Source organism: Pseudomonas sp. S2_H10, from assembly GCF_054668285.1.
Window position 1 is genome coordinate 5,114,010 of sequence record NZ_CP162754.1, and the last position, 19,102, is coordinate 5,133,111.

Here is a 19,102-nt window from a genome sequence, read left to right on the forward strand (position 1 = left end):
TTTCAAGTTGATGGCAGAGCGACCGCCCGGCCCAACCCTGTTCCCAAAACCCTCAAGGGCTGGAACAATGCCCGCCACTTTGTAGAGCGTTAATCCGGGGAGTTGCGGGTGCAGATTCAGGGTCATTACGAGCTTAAGTTCGAAGCGGTGCGAGAGGCCTTCGCGGCGCTGTTCGACGATCCCCAGGAACGTGGTGCGGCGTTGTGCATTCAGGTCGGTGGCGAAACCGTAGTCGATCTGTGGGCCGGCACGGCCGACAAGGACGGCGCCGAGGCCTGGCACAGCGACACCATCGCCAACCTGTTCTCCTGCACCAAGACCTTCACCGCGGTCGCCGCGCTGCAACTGGTGGCCGAAGGCAAGCTGCAACTGGATGCCCCGGTGGCGCGCTACTGGCCCGAATTTGCCGCTGCCGGCAAAGAGTCCGTGACCCTGCGTCAACTGCTCTGCCATCAGGCCGGCCTTCCGGCATTGCGCGAGTTGCTGGCCCCCGAAGCCCTTTACGACTGGCAGACCATGGTCGACGCCCTGGCCGCCGAAACGCCGTGGTGGACGCCGGGCGAAGGCCACGGTTACGCGGCGATCACCTATGGCTGGCTGGTCGGCGAGCTACTGCGCCGTGCCGACGGTCGTGGGCCGGGGGAATCCATCGTGGCGCGGGTCGCCAAGCCCTTGGGCCTGGACTTCCATGTGGGGCTGGCCGACGAAGAGTTCCATCGCGTGGCGCACATTGCGCGGGGCAAGGGCAATGTCGGCGATGCCGCCGCCCAGCGCCTGCTGCAAGTGACCATGCGTGAGCCAACGGCCATGACGACGCGGGCGTTCACCAACCCGCCGTCGATCATGACCAGCACCAACAAACCCGAGTGGCGACGCATGCAGCAACCGGCCGCCAATGGCCACGGCAATGCCCGCGGCCTGGCCGGTTTCTACGCCGGCCTGCTCGACGGCAGCCTGCTGGAAAGCGAAATGCTCGATGAGTTGACCCGCGAGCACAGCCTCGGCGAGGACAAGACTTTACTGACCCGGACCCGTTTCGGCCTGGGTTGCATGCTCGATCAACCGGACGTTGCCAATGCCACTTTCGGCCTTGGCCCGCGCGCGTTTGGTCATCCGGGTGCCGGCGGCTCCATCGGTTTTGCCGACCCGGAACACGATGTAGCCTTCGGATTTGTGACAAATACCCTGGGACCCTACGTCTTGATGGATCCGCGCGCGCAAAAGCTGGTGCGGGTTCTGGCCACCTGTCTGTAAAAGCGGCTATCGGGCTCCAGGGCTGGAACCCGATTGCCTTTTCAGTTTCAAAGCGTCTGTTTATGCGGGCCGATGTGGCCTGATTTTTTTGACTTCATTTTTGTGGATATCCAATGTCATCCAATAAAACCCTCGCCTTGGCCCTGTGCTTCGCCATTACCGGTTGCGCACAGACTCCACAAAAAGACGCGACGGCACCTGTCGCCAAGACTGAAAGCGGCAGCCACTGGTACTGGCCGTTCGGTTCCGACGACAGCGCCGGCAAGCCCGCAGCCAAGCCGGAGGTGAAACCCGAGGTCAAACCCGCCGCCGTGGCCAAGGCCGAAACCGATAGCGGCAGCAAGTGGTGGTGGCCGTTCGGTGGCAGCGAGCAGAGCACCGCCAAGGCTGTGCCGATGCCAGACCCGAAAGTCACCCAGGCCTGGCTTGACGACTACGAGCCGCGCTTGCGCGAGGCGGTCAAGGACAGCAACCTGCAACTCGAGCGCCGCGAAAACGTGCTGGTGGTGACCGCGCCGGTCGAAGGCTCGTTCAACCCTGATCGTCCGGCCATGCTGCTGCCGGTCACGCTCGGGCCGTTCACCCGCGTTGCGAAAATCCTCGAAGCCGATCCAAAGACCGCCGTGTTGATCCTCGGCCACAGCGATACATCCGGCGCTGCGCCGGCCAACGTCAAGTTGAGCCAGGAGCGCGCCCAGGCCGTTGCGGCGATTTTCCGTCTCAGTGGTTTGCAGCGTGATCGCCTGATGCTGCGTGGCCTGGGTGGCGATGCGCCGCGTGCCGCCAACGACAGCGTGCAAGGGCGTGCGCTGAACCGTCGCGTGGAACTGCTGGTGACCCCGCAAAACACCATGGTCGCGTTGCTGAGCAAGTACAACATGCCGGCACCGGCCCCTGTGACCCTGGTTGCTGCCGCTGACGTCAAGCCGGTGGCCAAGCCTGTGACACCGGCCCCTGCGACCAAGAAGGCTGCTGTTCCAGCGGTGAAAAAAGCCCCGGCGAAAAAAGCTGCGGCCAAGAAAACCCCTGCGAAAACTGCAACGCCGGCGAAGAAAACCACGCCAGCCAAAGCCGCTGCGGCAGACAAGAAAGTCGCCAGCACCGATACTGCAAAGCAGTGATTCGTTAATTAAAAGGAATGCGCCATGACCCAGGGCCTGGCTGATATGCGTCGCGACTACACCCGTGATGGCCTGACCGAGGCACAAGCCCCGGCCGAGCCGTTCGCGCTGTTTCACCAGTGGTTCGCCGATGCGGTTAAAACCGAACAGGCGCCGGTGGAAGCCAACGCCATGACCCTGGCCACCGTTGACCAGGACGGTCGACCGCACTGTCGCATTCTGTTGCTCAAGGGCCTGGACGAGCAGGGCTTCACCTTTTTCACCAACTACGAAAGCGCCAAGGGCCAGCACCTGGCCGCGAATCCGTTCGCAGCCATGACGTTTTTCTGGCCGGCGCTGGAGCGCCAGGTGCGCATCGAAGGGCGGGTGGTGAAAGTGACGCCCGACGAGTCCGACGCCTATTACCAGGTCCGTCCGCTGGGCAGTCGCCTGGGGGCCTGGGCATCGCCGCAGAGCCGCGTGATCGCCGATCGTGGCGAACTCGAAACGCTGCTCAAGGACACCGAGCAACGTTTCAGCGACGCCCAGCCGCATTGCCCGGAGCATTGGGGCGGTTATCGCCTGCTGCCGGAGCGCATCGAGTTCTGGCAGGGCCGCGCAAGCCGCCTGCACGACCGCCTCAATTACCGTCAGCAGGGCGCCGACTGGATTCTTGAACGCCTGGCTCCCTGAACAGTCTACCGACCGGGATAGCTTGCCGCAGCGGCCTCCAGCCACTTCGGCAGGTCCCGACGCTTGATCTTCTGCGCCTGAGCGCTCGCCAACTGCGCAAGCATGAAGGCTTTTTTCTGCTCGTCCTTGCCGGCCAGCGCCAGTGCCAGGTCACGGTCCATCCAGAGTTTGATCCGCACGTACAGCCACCAATGGAAGTACAAACCGGCAACAGTCGTGACGACGATGATAAAGTAATCCATGAAAATCCTTGGCCAGTGGGCGGTTTTCCGATTTTGCCGCTACTGTGTGAGTTCGTGGAGGCGCCTTAACGGAGCCTGAATCAAAGCAATTTTACCCGGGCGTTGCCGTGACAGGCGTCAAGCTGCGGGGTTTAATGAACAAATGTTTCTTTGGAGTTGATGCTATGCGTAAGTCTGTTCTGCTGGTTGCTTCTTTTTCCACGATGGCGATGTTGCTCACTGGTTGCCAATCGAGCCTGACCGGTGACTCCTATTCTCGTGACGAGGCGCGTCGCGTGCAGACCATTCGCATGGGCACCATCGAAGCATTGCGCCCGGTGAAAATCGAAGGCACCAAAACCCCGATCGGCGGCGCGGCAGGCGCAGTGGTGGGTGGTGTTGGCGGCAGCGCCATCGGTGGCGGCAAAGGCAGTATTGTTGCTGCGGTCATCGGCGCAGTCGCCGGCGGCCTGATCGGTTCGGCCGCTGAAGAAGGCATGACCCGCACCCAGGGCGTGGAAATCACCGTACGCGAAGACGACGGCAGCATGCGTGCCTACGTTCAGGAAGTTCAGCCGAACGAAGTGTTCCGCGTTGGCGAACGTGTGCGCATCTCCAGTGTGGGTGGCACCAGCCGCGTATCGCACTAAGCGCATACTGCGGATAAACAAAAAACCCGATCAGGTGACTGATCGGGTTTTTTGTTTTTCAACTGTGGTGAGTGTTGCCGGTTATCAGGATGCCAGGCTGGAGCGCTTGCGGCTCGCCATCGCCGTCACCCCATAACCTATCAGTGCGGCCAGGATCGAACCGGTCAGGATCCCCATTCGGTCCATTCCGGCAAATTCACTCACGCCCGGCTCAAAGGCCAGGGAGCCGACAAACAGGCTCATGGTGAAACCGATGCCGCAGAGAATCGCCACGCCCAGTATCTGGCCCCAATTGGCGCCTTGGGGCAGGGCGGCGATACCGGTTTTTACGGCCAGCCAGGTCAGGCCGAAGACACCGACGGTCTTGCCCAGCAGCAGTCCGGCGGCGATGCCCATAGGGACGTGGTGAGTGAAGCTTTCGACAGTGACGCCGCTCAGGGAAAGGCCGGCGTTGGCGAAGGCGAACAACGGCAGGATGCCGTAGGCGACCCAGGGGTGCAGCGCGTGTTCCAGGGTCAGCAGCGGCGAAGGCTCGGCGTTTTTCGTGCGCAGCGGAATGCAGAAAGCCAGGGTCACGCCGGCCAGCGTGGCATGGACACCGCTCTTGAGCACGCAGACCCAGAGGATCAGGCCAATGATCATGTACGGTCCGAGTTTGACCACGCCGAGCCGGTTCATCCCGATCAACGCCGCGATACAGGCCGCGGCCAGCGCCAGGGACAACGTCGACAACGCGCCGGAATAGAAGATCGCAATGATGATGATCGCGCCAAGGTCGTCGATGATCGCCAGGGTCATCAGGAACAGCTTCAGCGAAACCGGAACGCGTTTGCCCAGCAACGCCAGCACGCCAAGGGCGAAGGCAATGTCGGTGGCAGTCGGGATCGCCCAGCCATCGAGGGCCGGGGGCGTGTCGCGATTGAGGTACCAGTAGATCAGCGCCGGCACCACCATGCCGCCAATCGCCGCGGCGCCGGGCAGGACGATCTGCGACGGCTTGGACAACTGGCCGTCGAGGACTTCGCGCTTCACTTCCAGGCCGATCAGCAGGAAGAACAGCGCCATCAGGCCGTCGTTGATCCACAGCAGCAAGGGCTTGGCGATTTTCAGCGCGCCGATCTGGGCCACCACGGGGGTGTCCAGCAGGCCGTTGTACAGCCACGACAGCGGCGAGTTATTGATAATCAGAGCCAGAACGGCAGCGGCGATCAGTAACAGACCGCTGGCAGCTTCCAACTGAAAGAAACGCGTGAAAGTGCTACGCAGAGGCAAGGTCGCTCTCCATCTGTGAATTCAAAAGGTGTTACACCCTAACAAGTACTGTTAGTTGTTAAAACAAAAGTTATATTCTTTTTTGTTATATGCCGTTACAGAGTGATCCGCCAGCATCGGGCTGAGCCTAGCAGTTGTCGGGTGTATTGGATCTCAGCTGTACCTGTGCCGGATGCAGGATATTTCCTAAGCTTGGTGGATGAGCCTTGATAAAAGGCCGACTCCTGCCCGATTCAACGAGAAAACCATCATGAGCGACAACCGACAGTGGTCCCGCGAAGCGATCCGGATCATCGAAGCCGATTTCCAGCGCAGCGCCGATACCCATCTGATCCCCTTGCCGCTACCGGGTTTTCCGGGCATCGAGTTGTATTTCAAGGATGAGTCCAGCCACCCCACGGGCAGCCTCAAGCACCGCCTGGCCCGTTCGCTGTTTCTGTATGCACTGTGCAACGGCTGGCTCAAGCCTGGCGCGCCGGTCATTGAAGCTTCCAGTGGTTCCACGGCGATTTCCGAGGCGTACTTCGCGCGCATGCTGGGCTTGCCGTTCATTGCGGTGATGCCGGCGACTACCTCAAAGGAGAAGATCGCGCAGATCGCCTTCTACGGTGGCCAAAGTCATCTGGTGGACGACCCGACCCAGATCTACGCCGAGTCCGAGCGCCTGGCTCGCGAACACGACGGGCACTTCATCGATCAGTTCACCTACGCCGAGCGCGCCACCGACTGGCGGGCGAACAACAACATCGCCGAGTCGATTTTCCAGCAGATGCGATTCGAGCGGCATCCCGAACCGAGCTGGCTGATTTCCAGCCCCGGTACCGGTGGCACCACGGCCACCCTGGGCCGATACGTGCGGTATCGCCAGCATTGCACCCGTGTGCTATGTGCCGATGCCGAGCGATCGGTGTTCTTTGATTATTACCAGACCGGCGATGCCAGCCTGCGCCTGGATCATGGCTCGCGCATTGAAGGCATCGGCCGGCCGCGTGTGGAAGCGTCGTTTCTGCCCAAGGTGATTGACGCGATGGTCAAGGTGCCCGATGCCTTGTCGCTGGCGGCCATGCACTACCTGGCGGAGCATCTGGGACGCCATGTAGGCGGGTCGAGCGGGACCAACCTGATCGGCGCACTGATGGCCGCCCTGCACATGAAAGCGGCGGGGGAGACGGGGTCGATGGTGGCGATTCTGTGTGACAGCGGCGAGCGTTATGCCACGACCTATTACGATCAGGACTGGCTCAAGGCTCAGGGGTATGACTTGGGTGACTTGATGGCTGCGGTAGCGGCGACGGTGGAGCGCGGTGAGGCGCTGCCGGCGAGCGTGCTGCGCGCCAATATCTAAGGCGCTGAATACCAATGTGGGAGCAAGCTCGCTCCCACAGGGTTTTGCATTGTTTCCGGGATCGCGTATCAGGCTTCCAGGCCAAGGATATCCCGAGCCACAGCCTCTGCAATGCGAATCCCGTCAACACCCGCCGACAGAATCCCGCCCGCATAACCGGCACCTTCGCCGGCCGGGAACAAGCCTTTCACGTTCAGGCTCTGCATCGACTCGTTACGGGTAATGCGCAGCGGCGAGGAAGTGCGGGTTTCGATCCCGGTCAACACCGCATCGTGCAGCGAATAACCACGAATCTGCTTTTCGAACGCCGGCAAGGCTTCGCGAATCGCTTCGATGGCGAACGCCGGCAGTGCCAGCGCCAGATCGCCCAAGGCAACGCCCGGCTTGTAGGATGGCTCGACGCTGCCCAGTTCGGTGGACGGTTTGCCTGCGATAAAGTCGCCGACCAGTTGCGCCGGGGCTTCGTAGTTGCTGCCACCGAGCACGAATGCGTGGGATTCCAGGCGTTCCTGCAGCTCGATACCGGCCAGCGGGCCGCCCGGATAATCGACTTCCGGGGTGATGCCGACGACGATCCCGGAGTTGGCGTTGCGCTCGTTACGCGAATACTGGCTCATGCCGTTGGTCACGACACGGTTCGGCTCGGATGTCGCCGCGACCACCGTACCGCCCGGGCACATGCAGAAGCTGTAGACCGAACGGCCGTTCTTGGCGTGGTGCACCAGTTTGTAGTCGGCGGCGCCCAGTTTCGGGTGGCCGGCGTACTTGCCCAGGCGCGCACGGTCGATCAGCGACTGTGGGTGTTCGATGCGGAAACCCACCGAGAACGGCTTGGCTTCCATGAACACGCCACGGCCGTGAAGCATGCGGAAGGTGTCGCGGGCGCTGTGGCCGAGGGCCAGGACCACGTGTTTCGAGTGAATCTGCTCGCCGCCATTGAGTTCGACGCCGACCAGTTGGCCGTCCTCGATCAACACGTCGGTGACACGCTGCTGGAAGCGCACTTCACCGCCGAGGGCGCGAATCTGCTCACGCATGTTTTCCACCACACCGGTCAGACGGAACGTACCGATGTGCGGTTTGCTGACGTAGAGGATTTCTTCCGGCGCGCCGGCCTTTACGAACTCGTGCAGGACCTTGCGACCGATGAACTTCGGGTCCTTGATCTGGCTGTAGAGCTTGCCGTCGGAGAATGTCCCCGCGCCGCCTTCGCCGAACTGTACGTTGGACTCGGGGTTGAGCACGCTTTTACGCCACAGGCCCCAGGTGTCCTTGGTGCGCTGGCGTACTTCGGTGCCGCGCTCGAGGATGATCGGCTTGAAGCCCATTTGCGCCAGCAGCAGTCCGGCAAAAATCCCGCACGGACCGAACCCGACGACAATCGGCCGCGCGCTCAGGTCGGTCGGTGCCTGGCCTACCGCTTTGTAGCTGACATCCGGCGCCACGTTGACGTTACGGTCATCGGCGAACTTGTGCAGCACCGCCGCCTCGTCGCGAACTTCGAGGTCGATGGTGTAGATGAAACACAGTTCGGAGGACTTTTTACGCGCATCGTAGCTGCGCTTGAACAAGGTGAAATCGAGCAGGTCATCGCTGGCTAGCCCTAAGCGCTGCACGATGGCAGGGCGCAGGTCTTCATCGGGATGGTCGATCGGCAACTTGAGTTCGGTGATTCGTAACATGGCGGGATCCGGTTCGCGGGGCGCACAACTGCGCCAGGGCGTTTGAAGCCCGCGATTATAAGCCCCAAAGGCGCAGGCCTGTGAGGCTTAAACGATCAGTCGTCGCGCGAGCCGCCGAAATACCCGCATCCACGCTGGACCTGACCGTCAACCCGCAGCTCGGCACTCATGTGCTGGATGCTGCCGGTGCTGCTGTCGACGCAGCGTTGCGGTGCAACCCACAGTTCGATGTGCTGGTTGTTGGCTTCGGTGCTGAGGTTGAAACGGCCGTCGCCCAGTTGTTCCTCGACGTACGGCACGGCGAGGGCCGGCTGGCTGGCGCGCTCGATGACCATGCCTTTGCCGCTGACTTTCACGTTCCATTCCGGGGAGTGGCCGGCGGCGCGCAAAATCAGCAGCTTGAAGTTCGGATCATCGCACGCGCTGCCCGAGCGCTCGACGCGGTACAGCTGCTCCAGATCGAGCTGGCCGTCACCACCGCTACCGGCCACAACCCGTCCGCGCACGTCGGCAAACAGCTTGCCCTGCTTGTCCGCCAGGCTCGCAGCCTGCTGCAGGACGCTGGTGCCGCCCGTGTCGTTGACCACGTAGCGGGCAGGCTGGTTGCACGGCTGGAACAGCAGTTTGCCGTCCACCGCGGTCAACTGGCCTTGCATGCGTGTCTGGCCGACATGGGAGGCGCTCTGCCGTTCACCGTCGAACAACTGGCAAGCGGCGAACAGCGGAAGCAAGGCAACGAGGACTAGGGAACGGGCAACACGCATCTTGGGGTCTCCTGACAAGTGCCGCCACGTTACTCAGCCTGACCGTTCATCACAACCCGTTATCGTCTGCGCTTTGTATTGGCGCTGACGCAGGCTGCGTTTTTTCATCTTCAGATGTGAAAGGTCTGACCTGTTTGCAGGCCTTCCACACTCTTGGCGTAGGCCAACGCCACATCCGCCGCAGGAACCGGCTTGAAGCCACGGAAGTACGGTGCGTATTTGCCCATGGCTTCGACCAGGACGTTCGGGCTGATCGAGTTCACCCGCAGGCCGCGCGGCAGTTCGATGGCGGCGGCGCGGACAAAGCTGTCCAGTGCACCGTTGACCAACGCTGCCGAGGCGCCGCTGTAGATCGGATCGTGGCTGAGCACGCCAGTGGTGAAGGTGAACGAAGCGCCGTCGTTGGCGAACTCGCGGCCGATCAACAGCAGGTTGACCTGGCCCATGAGTTTGTCTTTCAGGCCCAGGGCAAAACTCTCTTCGGTCATCTCGTTGAGCGGGGCGAAGGTCACGTTGCCCGCGGCGCACACCAGCGCATCGAATTTGCCGGTCTGCTCGAACAGTTTGCGAATCGAGGCGCTGTCACTGATGTCCACGTGGAAGTCGCCGCTGGTGCGACCGATGCGGATGATTTCGTGGCGTGGCGACAGCTCTTTGTCGACGGCCGAACCGATGGTGCCGTTTGCGCCGATCAAAAGAATTTTCATGGAGGCTGATCTCGTGGTGGGTTGAACGAGGTATCAGTCTAGGGTGGTTTTTTCTGTAGATAAGCGCACTAATAGGCAACCTTTGGTTTTCAAATGGAAACAATCAATGAGCGAAATGGATGACCTTGCCGCGTTCGCCGTATTGATCGAAGCGGGAAGTTTCACCCTGGCGGCACAGCAGCTCGGTTGCAGCAAAGGCCAGCTGTCCAAGCGCATCAGCCAGTTGGAAGCGCAGTTTTCCGTGGTGCTGCTGCAGCGCACCACCCGCCGCTTGAGCCTGACCGCCGCCGGTGCTGCGTTGTTGCCGCAGGCCCAGGCGCTGGTGGTGCAAGTCGAGCGGGCGCGTCAGGCGCTGGCGAGATTGAAGGACGACATGGTCGGCCCGGTGCGGATGACGGTGCCGGTGTCGCTCGGCGAAACCTTCTTCGATGGCCTGCTGCTGGAGTTCTCCGCCAAGTATCCCCAGGTACAGATCGAGCTGGAGCTCAACAACAGCTACCGCGAACTGTCCCGCGACGGCTTCGACCTGGCGATTCGCTCGGAGGTGGCCGTTGACCAGCGACTGGTGGCGCGCCCGCTGCTGGCGTGGCAAGAGCTGACCTGTGCCAGCCCGGCTTACCTGGAGCAATACGGTGAACCGCAAACGCCCCAGGCGCTGGCCGGGCATCGCTGCCTGCTCAACAGCCACTACAGCGGCCGCGAAGAGTGGCTGTATCACCAGCAGCACGAGTTGTTGCGTGTGCGGGTGTCGGGGCCGTTTGCCAGTAATCACTACAACCTGCTGAAGAAAGCCGCGCTGGCCGGCGCGGGTATCGCACGATTGCCGTCCTATTGCTTGTCGGCGGAATTGGCTGACGGGCGTTTGCGATGGCTCCTGCGCGATTATCAGACCCGGACCATGCCGATGTACCTGGTGCACCCGTATCAGGGCGGATTGCCCAAGCGCACGCAGGTGCTGGCGGATTATTTGATGGGGTGGTTCAAGCGCAGTGGGGAGGCGCTGGACAGGCTATAGGCCAGAACACGACCCTTTGTAGGAGCCGGCTTGCTGGCGATGGCGGTGTAACCTTCAAAAGAGATGTTGACTGATACGCCGCTATCGCCAGCAAGCCGGCTCCTACAGGGGTTGATGGCATAAAAAAAACGGCCCGCGAAGGCCGTTTTTTTATTTACCGCAATGGCTTAGCCGCCGAGGTACGCTTCGCGCACTTTCGGGTCGGTCAGCAGGGCTTCACCGGTGCCTTGCATCACCACCCGGCCGTTCTCCAGAACGTAGGCGCGGTCGGCGATTTTCAGTGCCTGGTTGGCGTTCTGCTCAACCAGGAACACCGTTACACCGTCCTTGCGCAGTTGTTCGATGATGTCGAAGATCTGCTGGATGATGATCGGTGCCAGGCCCAGGGAGGGCTCGTCGAGCAGCAACAGCTTGGGCTTGCTCATCAGCGCACGGCCGATGGCGAGCATTTGCTGTTCGCCACCGGACATGGTGCCGCCACGCTGGCTGAAGCGCTCTTTCAGGCGTGGGAAAAGTCCGAGGACCTTGTCCATCTGTTCCTGATAGTCACCCTTGGCCGTGAAGAATCCGCCCATGGACAGGTTTTCTTCCACGGTCAGGCGGGAAAACACCCGACGACCTTCCGGCACCACGGCAATGCTCTTGCGCATGATCTGCGAAGAGTCCTGGCCGACCAGTTCCTCACCCATGTAGCGGATGCTGCCGCTGTGGGCGCGCGGCGAACCGCAAAGCGTCATCAGCAGCGTGGACTTGCCGGCACCGTTGGCGCCGATCAGGGTCACGATCTCGCCCTGGCGGACTTCGACGTTGACGCTGTGCAGGGCCTGGATCTTGCCATAGAAGGTGGAAACGTTTTCGAACTGCAGCATTTACGCTTCCCCCAGGTAGGCTTTGATCACTTCAGGATTGTCGCGGATCTGTTCCGGCGTGCCGTCGGCCAGGGGCGTGCCCTGGTTGATCACGACGATGTGGTCGGAAATGCTCATGACCAGCTTCATGTCGTGTTCGATCAGCAGAACGGTGACGTTGTGCTCTTCACGCAGCATGCTGATCAGCGCCTTGAGGTCCTCGGTTTCCTTCGGGTTCAGGCCTGCGGCCGGTTCGTCGAGCATGAGGATCCGCGGGCGGGTCATCATGCAGCGGGCGATTTCCAGGCGACGTTGCTGACCGTAGGCCAGGGTGCCGGCCGGGCGGTTGGCGAACTCTTTCAGGTTGACCTTTTCCAGCCAGAACTCGGCGAAGTCCATGGCCTCGCGCTCGCTTTTGCGGAACGACGGGGTCTTGAACAGGCCGGACAGGAAGTTGGTGTTCAGGTGACGGTGCTGGGCGATCAAGAGGTTCTCGACCGCGGTCATGTCCTTGAACAACCGTACGTTCTGGAAGGTACGCACCACGCCCTTGAGGGCGATCTTGTGGCCGGGCAGGCCTTCGATCGGCTCGCCGTCCAGCAGGATGCTGCCGCCGCTCGGCTTGTAGAAGCCGGTCAGGCAGTTGAACACGGTGGTCTTGCCGGCGCCGTTGGGGCCGATCAGTGCAACCACTTGTTTCTCTTTCACGCTCAAGGCAACGCCGTTGACCGCCAGCAAACCGCCGAAGCGCATGCTCAGGTTTTCTACTTTAAGGATCTCGCGGCTCATTTGCGCAGCTCCATGTGAGGACGTTGCATGGGCAGCAGACCCTGAGGGCGCCAGATCATCATCAGTACCATCAAGGCACCGAACATCAACATGCGGTACTCACTGAACTCACGCATCATTTCCGGCAGCAGGATCATCACCACGGCAGCGAGGATCACACCCAGCTGCGAGCCCATGCCACCCAGCACCACGATGGCGAGGATGATCGCCGACTCGATGAAGGTGAAGGACTCCGGCGTCACCAGGCCTTGGCGGGCAGCGAAGAAACTACCGGCGAAACCGGCGAAGCTCGCGCCCAGGGTGAAGGCCGACAGCTTGATGATGGTCGGGTTCAGGCCCAGCGCGCGGCAGGCGATTTCGTCCTCACGCAGCGCTTCCCAGGCACGGCCCAACGGCATGCGCAGCAAACGGTTGATGACGAACAGCGCACCCAACGCAAGCAACAGCGCAACCAGGTACAGGAAAATCACCTTGTTGATCGAGTTGTATTCCAGGCCGAAATACTCATGGAAGGTTTGCAGGCCTTCCGCGGCCTTGCGTTCGAAGCTCAGGCCGAAGAACGTCGGTTTCTCGATGTTGCTGATGCCGTTCGGACCGCCAGTGAGGCCGGTCAGGTTACGCAGGAACAGACGGATGATTTCACCGAAGCCCAGGGTCACGATCGCCAGGTAGTCACCACGCAAACGCAGCACCGGGAAGCCCAGCAGGAAGCCGAAGGTGGCCGCCATCAGGCCGGCGATCGGCAGGCAGATCCAGAAGCTCAGGCCGTAGTAGTGCGACAGCAGCGCGTAGCTGTAGGCGCCGACGGCGTAGAAGCCGACGTAACCGAGGTCGAGCAGACCGGCCAGACCGACCACGATGTTCAGGCCCAGGCCGAGCATCACGTAGATCAGCACCAGGGTGGCGATATCCACCGCACCGCGGGAGCCGAAGAACGGCCAGACCAGCGCACCGGCGATCAGCGCGATGATGATCCAGCGTTGTGTGGTCGGCAGGGTCAGGAAGTTGCTGGCCTTGGCCGGAATCAGCGGCATGCTTGGCGAAGAACGCCAGGCCGAGCTGATCTGCTGGTCGAACAAGACACGCAGGAACATCAGCACCGAGCACACCGCGATGGTGATCAGGGTGGTGTCGCTGGTGCCATGAACTTCGAGGTTGATGCCGACGATGGTCAGCTTCAGACCGAGTACCGGGTAGGCCACGGCCCACACCAGCAAGGCGCTGAACAGCGCCTGTTTAAGATTCCTAGTCATACCTTCTCAACCTCCGGACGGCCCAGCAGGCCGGTTGGCCGGAACAACAGCACCAGAACCAGCAGGCCGAACGCCACGACGTCCTTGTACTGGTCGCCGAAGATATCGGCACCAAAGGCTTCCGCCACTCCCAATACGAGCCCGCCGAGCATGGCGCCCGGAATGCTGCCGATACCGCCCAGTACCGCTGCGGTGAAGGCCTTGAGGCCGACCAGGAAACCGGCGTTCGGGTTGATCACGCCGTATTGCATGCTCAGCAGCACGGCCGCGATGGCCGCCAGCGCAGCACCGATGACGAAGGTCAGGGCGATGATGTTGTTGGTGTTGATACCCAGCAGGTTGGCCATCTTGATGTCTTCGGCGCAGGCGCGGCAGGCGCGGCCCAGGCGGGAGCGGGAGATGAACAGGGTCAGGCCGAGCATGGCGACCAGGGTCACCACGAACACCACGATTTGCATGTAGGAAATCAGCACTTCATGTGCGCCACCTGGCCCGAAGGCAAAGTTGCCCGGAATCAGGTTGGGGATGGATTTGTCCTTGGAGTCTTGCGCCAGCAGAACGGTGTTCTGCAGGAAGATCGACATGCCGATGGCGGAGATCAGCGGGATCAGACGGTTGCTGCCGCGCAAGGGGCGGTAGGCGATCCGTTCGATGCTGTAGCCGTAGGCACTGGTGACGACGATGGTTGCCAGGAAAGCGGCGGTCATCAACAGCGGAACGCTGTCGAGTCCCAGCATGGCCAGCCCGGCGATGGCGATGAACGCCACGTAGGAGCCGATCATGTACACCTCGCCGTGGGCGAAGTTGATCATTCCAATGATGCCGTAAACCATCGTATAGCCGATGGCGATCAGGGCATACGTGCTGCCAATGGTCAGGCCATTAACCAGCTGTTGGAAAAAGTGATAGATGTCAGGCATTACAGCGCTCCTAAAAACCTGATACGCATTTCACTGGTGGAGTCATTTTCCCGCCCGGGCCCCGTGGATCTGCATCCACTTCGAATCCGGGGTTTGCCAGCGAACCGCTGATGACGGTTTTGAGATTTTCAGGTGGGGAGACTGGCGGATCACGCCAGCGCGGCCCAAATACGTTCGTAAAACAAAGCCCACGGCACGCCGTGGGCTTTGTTGGCAGTCAGTCAGGCAACGCCTTACTGAGGCTTGGCTTCAGTTTTTGGTTTGCCGAAGTGCCACTCGTAAACCACGAATTTGAAGTCTTTCAGGTCGCCTTTCTCGTCGAAGCTCAGGTCGCCGGTCGGGGTCTTGAAGGTGCCTTTGTGGATAGCTTCAGCCACTTTGGCGGAGTCTTCGGACTTGGCAGCCTTGATACCTTCGGCGATCACTTCCACAGCCGAGTAGGCCGGGAACACGAACGGACCGCTTGGATCTTCTTTCTTGGCCTTGAACGCGTCAGCCAGGGCGATGTTGGCCGGATCCTGGTCGAAGGATTTCGGCAGGGTCACTAGCAGGCCTTCGGATGCGTCCTTGGCGATCTGCGAAATGGAGTCGTTACCCACGCCTTCCGGACCCATGAACTTGGCTTTCAGGCCTTTCTCCTGGGATTGACGCAGGATCAGGCCCAGTTCCGGGTGGTAGCCGCCGTAGTAGACGAAGTCGACGTTGGCTTGCTTGAGCTTGGCGATCATCGAGGAGAAGTCCTTGTCGCCGGCGTTGACGCCTTCGAACACGGCAACCTTGACGCCTTTGCCTTCCAGGGTTTTCTTCACGGCGGTGGCGATGCCTTCACCGTATTGTTGCTTGTCGTGCAGGACAGCAACGATCTTCGGCTTGACGAAGTCGGCGATGTAGTTACCGGCGGCAGGGCCCTGGGCGCTGTCCAGGCCGATGGTGCGGAACACCATTTTGTAACCACGGGCGGTGATGTCCGGGCTGGTGGCAGCCGGGGTGATCATGATCACGCCTTCGTCTTCGTAGATGTCCGAAGCCGGTTGAGTGGAGCTGGAGCACAGGTGACCGACCACGAACTTGACGCCGTCGTTGACGACCTTGTTCGCTACAGCCACGGCTTGTTTCGGATCACAGGCGTCATCGTATTCAACGGCTTCGAGTTTCTTGCCGTCTACGCCGCCTTTGGCGTTGATCTGTTCGATGGCCATTTTGGCGCCACTGAACTGCATGTCGCCGTATTGGGCTACAGGGCCGGTTTTAGGGCCGGCGATGCCGATCTTGATGGTGTCAGCTGCGAACGAATGGCTGGCAACCCCGGCCAGAACCATAGCGGCAAACAGTTTGGAAATCTGCTTAGTAGCCTTAGTCATAGTGCTCCACTCTTACTGTTGTAGTTTTTATAGTCCTGGCGCCGAAAGCAGCAGAACCGGGTCAGATATCTGCGACATTCCCCGGAAAAGTCCCTCGGCAACTGTACCGGTACAGTGTAGAGCGCCGATTGTCAGCCTGGGAAGGCAGCGCCGGGGGACAAAACCTGCAAGTGTCGCTTTATTGAAAGTAAAAGACAGAATTGCGGCGGGGGCGTTGAGGGGCTTATAGCCGGATTCGGTGCATTCCCTGGCTTTCCTGCGCTTTTCATTTCGGTCACTCAATTGCATCCGGGTTTTTCTGCCAGACCACCGACGTTATCATTCGCCGTCGATTTCTTTTCCGGACAGTCCCATGAATCAAGAACCTAGCACCCTCTATGCCAAGCTGCTTGGTGAAACCGCATCTATTACCTGGAAAGAGCTGGAACCGTTCTTCGCCAAGGGTGCCCTATTGTGGGTCGATCCCGGCCTGGATTTGATCGCTGCCGCCGAGGCCGTGGCCCAGGATGAGGGGGAGAAAGTGGCTGCCTGGCTGGTCGCTGACAAACTCGCCAAGCTCTCTGAAACGCGGGCGCTGGATCTTTTTGAGCGTAATCCGCCGTTGTGGGCCGTGGTGGTTTCGCCGTGGATTCTGATCCAGGAAAGGGCGCAGGCTTAAAGGTCGCACCTTATTGGTGCGCGCCTTTCAAAGGGAAAAGTGTGTAGCCGAGTAGCGTGATGGCAGGTTGCCGTAGAGAAAGGCCACAGCCTCACGGTGACGTAAACGTAACGGGAACAGTTGGGAGGGTAGTTGAACGGCTGCTCAATTGTTTCTGGATGTTGGGATGGCTGAACTCCTCAGCGAATTTCAGGGCCTTATCGCTGGCAAGCCAGCTCCCACAATGTCCGGGACGTTCACAATTAATGTGTCCGCCACGAACCTGTGGGAGCTGGCTTGCCAGCGATTGGAGCAACTCGGTTCTGGATCAGACCGAGAAAGTCTTGCCTGTGTGGTTATTCAACGAAATCACCTTGGTCTTGCCGATGCGGTGACGGTAGATCTCGCGCAGGTACTTGATCGCTTTCTTCACGCAATCGCGGGACAAGCGGATGTCGTTGATCGAGACGAACTTTTCCTTGTCGTTGATCAGCTCGCGGTACTTCTTCTCGTACATCGGTTTGATCGCGTACCAGTTGGTATCGAGGATCTTCGCCGGGTTCTCGAATTCGTTGAGCAAGTCGTCGATACGGTCTTCGTCGAATTCTTCCTGGACGATGAAGTCCAGGATCGAGTTGTCCAGGGTTTCGTCGAAACGGTACGGCGTCTTCGCGAAGCAGCGCTTGATGAAGGCCACGATCAGCGTCAGGAAATCGTCCGACAGGCACGGGCTCTTGGCGATCAGGGTGGTCAACGACAGGTTGGCCGAAGCACCGATCACCAGCGCGTAACGCTTGAGCGTGGTGTTGGGGAACAGGCTGTTGAGGTGAGTCTTCAACCGGTTCAGGTCCATGTAGGACAGCTTGTAGTCCTTGGGCAGGGACACGATCGACACCACCGACGAGCAGTTCTTGAAGAAGTGCAGGTCGTGCAGCGCGGCCGCGTCGTAGCCCGAATTCTTGTATTGCTCCAGCGACGCGCGATAGCGCTTGGACTCGATCGGCAGCAGGCTGATGCCTTCGATGGCCTGGGTGACCTTGTTGAAGTGCGGCAGGTCGATCGAGCGGAAGAACAGGTCGTCGATGTTCAGGCGCTGCGGCTCTTTCTCGAACACTTTGAACTTGTCACTGCTCGGCGGCGGGGTTTCCGGCACCACGGACTCGGCGTAGGCAATCGCCACCGGGCCGGCCAGGCTCATGAACAGATCGTTGGCGTCCAGGCGGATGGTTTCGCCGATGTCGATGCCGGCGCGACGGAAATAGTTCTGGTCGTAGTCGGTGGTCACCGCCTGGGCCGTCAGAATGTTGAAGATCTGCTGCGAGATGTATTGGTTGGCATGCTTCTCCATGGCATTGACATCAATGTTCTGGATGTTGCCGTCATCGTTCTCTTCGGCGTAACGCATGATGTCGTTGGATATCAGCATCATCGCGTTCCACGGGCGGATGCGGCCCATGACGCTGGCTTCGCTGCTGTCTTCGTTGGCGAAGTTGTAGGAAAAATCCCACTCTTCCGACAGGTATTTGCACAGCAGGCGGCCGGCGTTGATGTGCAGCGCCTCGGACATTTCACTGCGGTGGTCGGAAATGTTCGGCAGCACGCAGATGCCACTGGTGAAGATCGGTTCGAAGACGAAGGAGTGACCGCTCTTGCTGTCGTGCTCGTCCATCGGTTTGGTGTCGAACGTCTTGTTCATGTACGAGTGCTGCTGGGCCAGGCCGAACTCCGAGGCCATGCCCGAGCCGGTACCGCCGCCGGCACTGAAGATCGAGAAATACAGGCGCGACTGGTTGGCCTTGATGCCGCAGCTGTCGATCAGGTACGAGTGAATCATCTTCCAGTCAGGGCTGGAGAAACGCTGGGTGTCCTTGTTCAGGATGATCTTGGCCAGGTACTGGCCGAGGATCGGCGCGTTACCGGCGCCACCGGCGTGGACTTCCGACAAATCCATGATTTTCATCTTGCTGTAGTCGCGCAGGAAGCCGCTTTTTTCGCCCTTGCGCGAGAAGCGGATGCGTCCGGCGATGTCCTTGTCCAGGTCGCCGAGCATCACCAGCGGCTCGACCAGGAACACCGGCTTGGTGTTCTTGTTCTGGCCCAGGCGCAGGTTGTTGCGGATCCATCGGGCCGGGCTGTAGCCCTTTTCGGCAAAACGCTTGTCCGGCGACAGGCGATCTTCGTTGTTGAATTCGTTGAGGTAGAACTTGCGGGCGTTGTACACCAGTTCCGCCACGTCCAGCGCGATGTTCGAGCCGCAACGGCCCAGGCCGATCAGGCACACCGACGGGAATTCCTGATCGTTGTGCTGTTCGCTGTCGCCTTCCAGATGCGGTGCGCGCGGGAACACCATGTCGCGCAGGCCGTCGAGGTTGTCGAGGATACGGTCGGTGTTGGTTTCGGTGAAGTACAGGTATTGCTGGGTCGCCAGCGGGCGCGATTGAATCAATGGCTTCGGTGATGACGGGCTGTTGGCCGCTGGGCTCAACGTCAGATCGGTTACCGCAGTGGCCGGGTTGTTTTTAGAAGTCATTGTTCGCCATCTACCTGGGCTGATTGGTTGGCCGACTCACTGTCGTCGAACCGTCACGGAA

Annotated in this window: 18 protein-coding genes; 7 read left to right on the forward strand and 11 right to left on the reverse strand. The window is 60.5% G+C overall.

Translation table 11 applies throughout. The annotated features are described in order from the left end of the window. Nucleotides 1-108: 108 nt before the first annotated feature. The 3 genes from AB4O16_RS22895 (at nucleotide 109) to pdxH (ending at nucleotide 3,047) form a co-directional block, all read left to right on the forward strand. The gene (locus AB4O16_RS22895; protein ID WP_460155873.1) at nucleotides 109-1,254 is read left to right on the forward strand and encodes a serine hydrolase domain-containing protein; all 1,146 of its coding nucleotides are present in this window, start codon (nucleotides 109-111) and stop codon (nucleotides 1,252-1,254) included. A 113-nt stretch (nucleotides 1,255-1,367) separates the two neighbouring features. Then, on the forward strand, nucleotides 1,368-2,375 hold the full coding sequence (locus tag AB4O16_RS22900) for an OmpA family protein (protein WP_460155874.1): 1,008 nt from the start codon (nucleotides 1,368-1,370) through the stop codon (nucleotides 2,373-2,375). 24 nt (nucleotides 2,376-2,399) lie between these two features. Next, nucleotides 2,400-3,047 carry a pyridoxamine 5'-phosphate oxidase gene (gene pdxH / locus AB4O16_RS22905; RefSeq protein WP_460155875.1) on the forward strand — a complete coding sequence of 216 codons (648 nt, stop codon included), beginning with the start codon at nucleotides 2,400-2,402 and terminating at the stop codon, nucleotides 3,045-3,047. 5 nt (nucleotides 3,048-3,052) lie between these two features. Here pdxH and AB4O16_RS22910 read toward each other — a convergent pair whose 3' ends face one another. Beyond that, on the reverse strand, nucleotides 3,053-3,289 hold the full coding sequence (locus AB4O16_RS22910; protein WP_460155876.1) for a hypothetical protein: 237 nt from the start codon (nucleotides 3,287-3,289) through the stop codon (nucleotides 3,053-3,055). Nucleotides 3,290-3,453: 164 nt separating this feature from the next. Here AB4O16_RS22910 and AB4O16_RS22915 point away from each other — a divergent pair, with 164 nt between their 5' ends. Continuing rightward, the gene (locus AB4O16_RS22915) at nucleotides 3,454-3,918 is read left to right on the forward strand and encodes an outer membrane lipoprotein (RefSeq protein WP_150718610.1); all 465 of its coding nucleotides are present in this window, start codon (nucleotides 3,454-3,456) and stop codon (nucleotides 3,916-3,918) included. A gap of 84 nt (nucleotides 3,919-4,002) precedes the next feature. Here the strand turns inward: AB4O16_RS22915 and nhaA are convergent, their stop codons facing one another. Continuing rightward, complete coding sequence (gene nhaA / locus AB4O16_RS22920) at nucleotides 4,003-5,190, reverse strand: Na+/H+ antiporter NhaA (protein WP_160389047.1); 1,188 nt, start codon at nucleotides 5,188-5,190, stop codon at nucleotides 4,003-4,005. A gap of 247 nt (nucleotides 5,191-5,437) precedes the next feature. On the opposite strand from nhaA, the gene AB4O16_RS22925 reads away from it, so the two are divergent. Next, nucleotides 5,438-6,535: a PLP-dependent cysteine synthase family protein gene (locus AB4O16_RS22925; protein WP_371925999.1), complete on the forward strand. Its 1,098-nt coding sequence runs from the start codon at nucleotides 5,438-5,440 to the stop codon at nucleotides 6,533-6,535. Nucleotides 6,536-6,603: 68 nt separating this feature from the next. Here the strand turns inward: AB4O16_RS22925 and AB4O16_RS22930 are convergent, their stop codons facing one another. From AB4O16_RS22930 to AB4O16_RS22940, 3 genes are all read right to left on the reverse strand, one after another. After that, entirely contained in the window at nucleotides 6,604-8,217 is a 1,614-nt protein-coding gene (locus AB4O16_RS22930; RefSeq protein ID WP_460155877.1) for an NAD(P)/FAD-dependent oxidoreductase, read from the reverse strand. A gap of 95 nt (nucleotides 8,218-8,312) precedes the next feature. Next, entirely contained in the window at nucleotides 8,313-8,981 is a 669-nt protein-coding gene (locus AB4O16_RS22935) for a COG3650 family protein (RefSeq protein ID WP_460155878.1), read from the reverse strand. Nucleotides 8,982-9,091: 110 nt separating this feature from the next. Then, on the reverse strand, nucleotides 9,092-9,688 hold the full coding sequence (locus AB4O16_RS22940; protein ID WP_160389051.1) for a short chain dehydrogenase: 597 nt from the start codon (nucleotides 9,686-9,688) through the stop codon (nucleotides 9,092-9,094). Nucleotides 9,689-9,794: 106 nt separating this feature from the next. Between AB4O16_RS22940 and AB4O16_RS22945 the strand changes: the two genes are divergently transcribed. Next, nucleotides 9,795-10,703 (forward strand): LysR family transcriptional regulator, encoded by a 909-nt coding sequence (locus AB4O16_RS22945; protein WP_460155879.1) that lies wholly within the window; start codon nucleotides 9,795-9,797, stop codon nucleotides 10,701-10,703. 167 nt (nucleotides 10,704-10,870) lie between these two features. Here AB4O16_RS22945 and AB4O16_RS22950 read toward each other — a convergent pair whose 3' ends face one another. From AB4O16_RS22950 to AB4O16_RS22970, 5 genes are all read right to left on the reverse strand, one after another. Then, nucleotides 10,871-11,572 carry an ABC transporter ATP-binding protein gene (locus AB4O16_RS22950; protein ID WP_034146751.1) on the reverse strand — a complete coding sequence of 234 codons (702 nt, stop codon included), beginning with the start codon at nucleotides 11,570-11,572 and terminating at the stop codon, nucleotides 10,871-10,873. After that, on the reverse strand, nucleotides 11,573-12,340 hold the full coding sequence (livG, locus tag AB4O16_RS22955) for a high-affinity branched-chain amino acid ABC transporter ATP-binding protein LivG (RefSeq protein ID WP_150718601.1): 768 nt from the start codon (nucleotides 12,338-12,340) through the stop codon (nucleotides 11,573-11,575). After that, the gene (locus AB4O16_RS22960) at nucleotides 12,337-13,593 is read right to left on the reverse strand and encodes a high-affinity branched-chain amino acid ABC transporter permease LivM (RefSeq protein WP_460155880.1); all 1,257 of its coding nucleotides are present in this window, start codon (nucleotides 13,591-13,593) and stop codon (nucleotides 12,337-12,339) included. The genes livG and AB4O16_RS22960 overlap by 4 nt, the downstream gene beginning before the upstream one ends. Next, nucleotides 13,590-14,513 carry a high-affinity branched-chain amino acid ABC transporter permease LivH gene (gene livH / locus AB4O16_RS22965; RefSeq protein WP_007947264.1) on the reverse strand — a complete coding sequence of 308 codons (924 nt, stop codon included), beginning with the start codon at nucleotides 14,511-14,513 and terminating at the stop codon, nucleotides 13,590-13,592. The genes AB4O16_RS22960 and livH overlap by 4 nt, the downstream gene beginning before the upstream one ends. Before the next feature lie 233 nt (nucleotides 14,514-14,746). Then, complete coding sequence (locus AB4O16_RS22970) at nucleotides 14,747-15,874, reverse strand: branched-chain amino acid ABC transporter substrate-binding protein (RefSeq protein WP_160389056.1); 1,128 nt, start codon at nucleotides 15,872-15,874, stop codon at nucleotides 14,747-14,749. A gap of 352 nt (nucleotides 15,875-16,226) precedes the next feature. On the opposite strand from AB4O16_RS22970, the gene AB4O16_RS22975 reads away from it, so the two are divergent. Continuing rightward, nucleotides 16,227-16,532 carry a DUF2288 domain-containing protein gene (locus AB4O16_RS22975; protein ID WP_460155881.1) on the forward strand — a complete coding sequence of 102 codons (306 nt, stop codon included), beginning with the start codon at nucleotides 16,227-16,229 and terminating at the stop codon, nucleotides 16,530-16,532. Nucleotides 16,533-16,839: 307 nt separating this feature from the next. Here AB4O16_RS22975 and AB4O16_RS22980 read toward each other — a convergent pair whose 3' ends face one another. Further along, the gene (locus AB4O16_RS22980) at nucleotides 16,840-19,041 is read right to left on the reverse strand and encodes a hypothetical protein (RefSeq protein WP_460155882.1); all 2,202 of its coding nucleotides are present in this window, start codon (nucleotides 19,039-19,041) and stop codon (nucleotides 16,840-16,842) included. Nucleotides 19,042-19,102: the final 61 nt, after the last annotated feature.

Excerpts from the sequence above, each read along its gene's own strand:
- AB4O16_RS22900 (WP_460155874.1), top strand. The coding sequence starts at position 1,368 with ATGTCATCCAATAAAACCCTCGCCTTGGCCCTGTGCTTCGCCATTACC.
- pdxH (WP_460155875.1), top strand. The coding sequence starts at position 2,400 with ATGACCCAGGGCCTGGCTGATATGCGTCGCGACTACACCCGTGATGGC.
- AB4O16_RS22910 (WP_460155876.1), bottom strand. The coding sequence starts at position 3,289 with ATGGATTACTTTATCATCGTCGTCACGACTGTTGCCGGTTTGTACTTC.
- AB4O16_RS22915 (WP_150718610.1), top strand. The coding sequence starts at position 3,454 with ATGCGTAAGTCTGTTCTGCTGGTTGCTTCTTTTTCCACGATGGCGATG.
- AB4O16_RS22930 (WP_460155877.1), bottom strand. The coding sequence starts at position 8,217 with ATGTTACGAATCACCGAACTCAAGTTGCCGATCGACCATCCCGATGAA.
- AB4O16_RS22935 (WP_460155878.1), bottom strand. The coding sequence starts at position 8,981 with ATGCGTGTTGCCCGTTCCCTAGTCCTCGTTGCCTTGCTTCCGCTGTTC.
- AB4O16_RS22940 (WP_160389051.1), bottom strand. The coding sequence starts at position 9,688 with ATGAAAATTCTTTTGATCGGCGCAAACGGCACCATCGGTTCGGCCGTC.
- AB4O16_RS22945 (WP_460155879.1), top strand. The coding sequence starts at position 9,795 with ATGAGCGAAATGGATGACCTTGCCGCGTTCGCCGTATTGATCGAAGCG.
- AB4O16_RS22950 (WP_034146751.1), bottom strand. The coding sequence starts at position 11,572 with ATGCTGCAGTTCGAAAACGTTTCCACCTTCTATGGCAAGATCCAGGCC.
- livG (WP_150718601.1), bottom strand. The coding sequence starts at position 12,340 with ATGAGCCGCGAGATCCTTAAAGTAGAAAACCTGAGCATGCGCTTCGGC.
- AB4O16_RS22960 (WP_460155880.1), bottom strand. The coding sequence starts at position 13,593 with ATGACTAGGAATCTTAAACAGGCGCTGTTCAGCGCCTTGCTGGTGTGG.
- livH (WP_007947264.1), bottom strand. The coding sequence starts at position 14,513 with ATGCCTGACATCTATCACTTTTTCCAACAGCTGGTTAATGGCCTGACC.
- AB4O16_RS22970 (WP_160389056.1), bottom strand. The coding sequence starts at position 15,874 with ATGACTAAGGCTACTAAGCAGATTTCCAAACTGTTTGCCGCTATGGTT.
- AB4O16_RS22975 (WP_460155881.1), top strand. The coding sequence starts at position 16,227 with ATGAATCAAGAACCTAGCACCCTCTATGCCAAGCTGCTTGGTGAAACC.
- AB4O16_RS22980 (WP_460155882.1), bottom strand. The coding sequence starts at position 19,041 with ATGACTTCTAAAAACAACCCGGCCACTGCGGTAACCGATCTGACGTTG.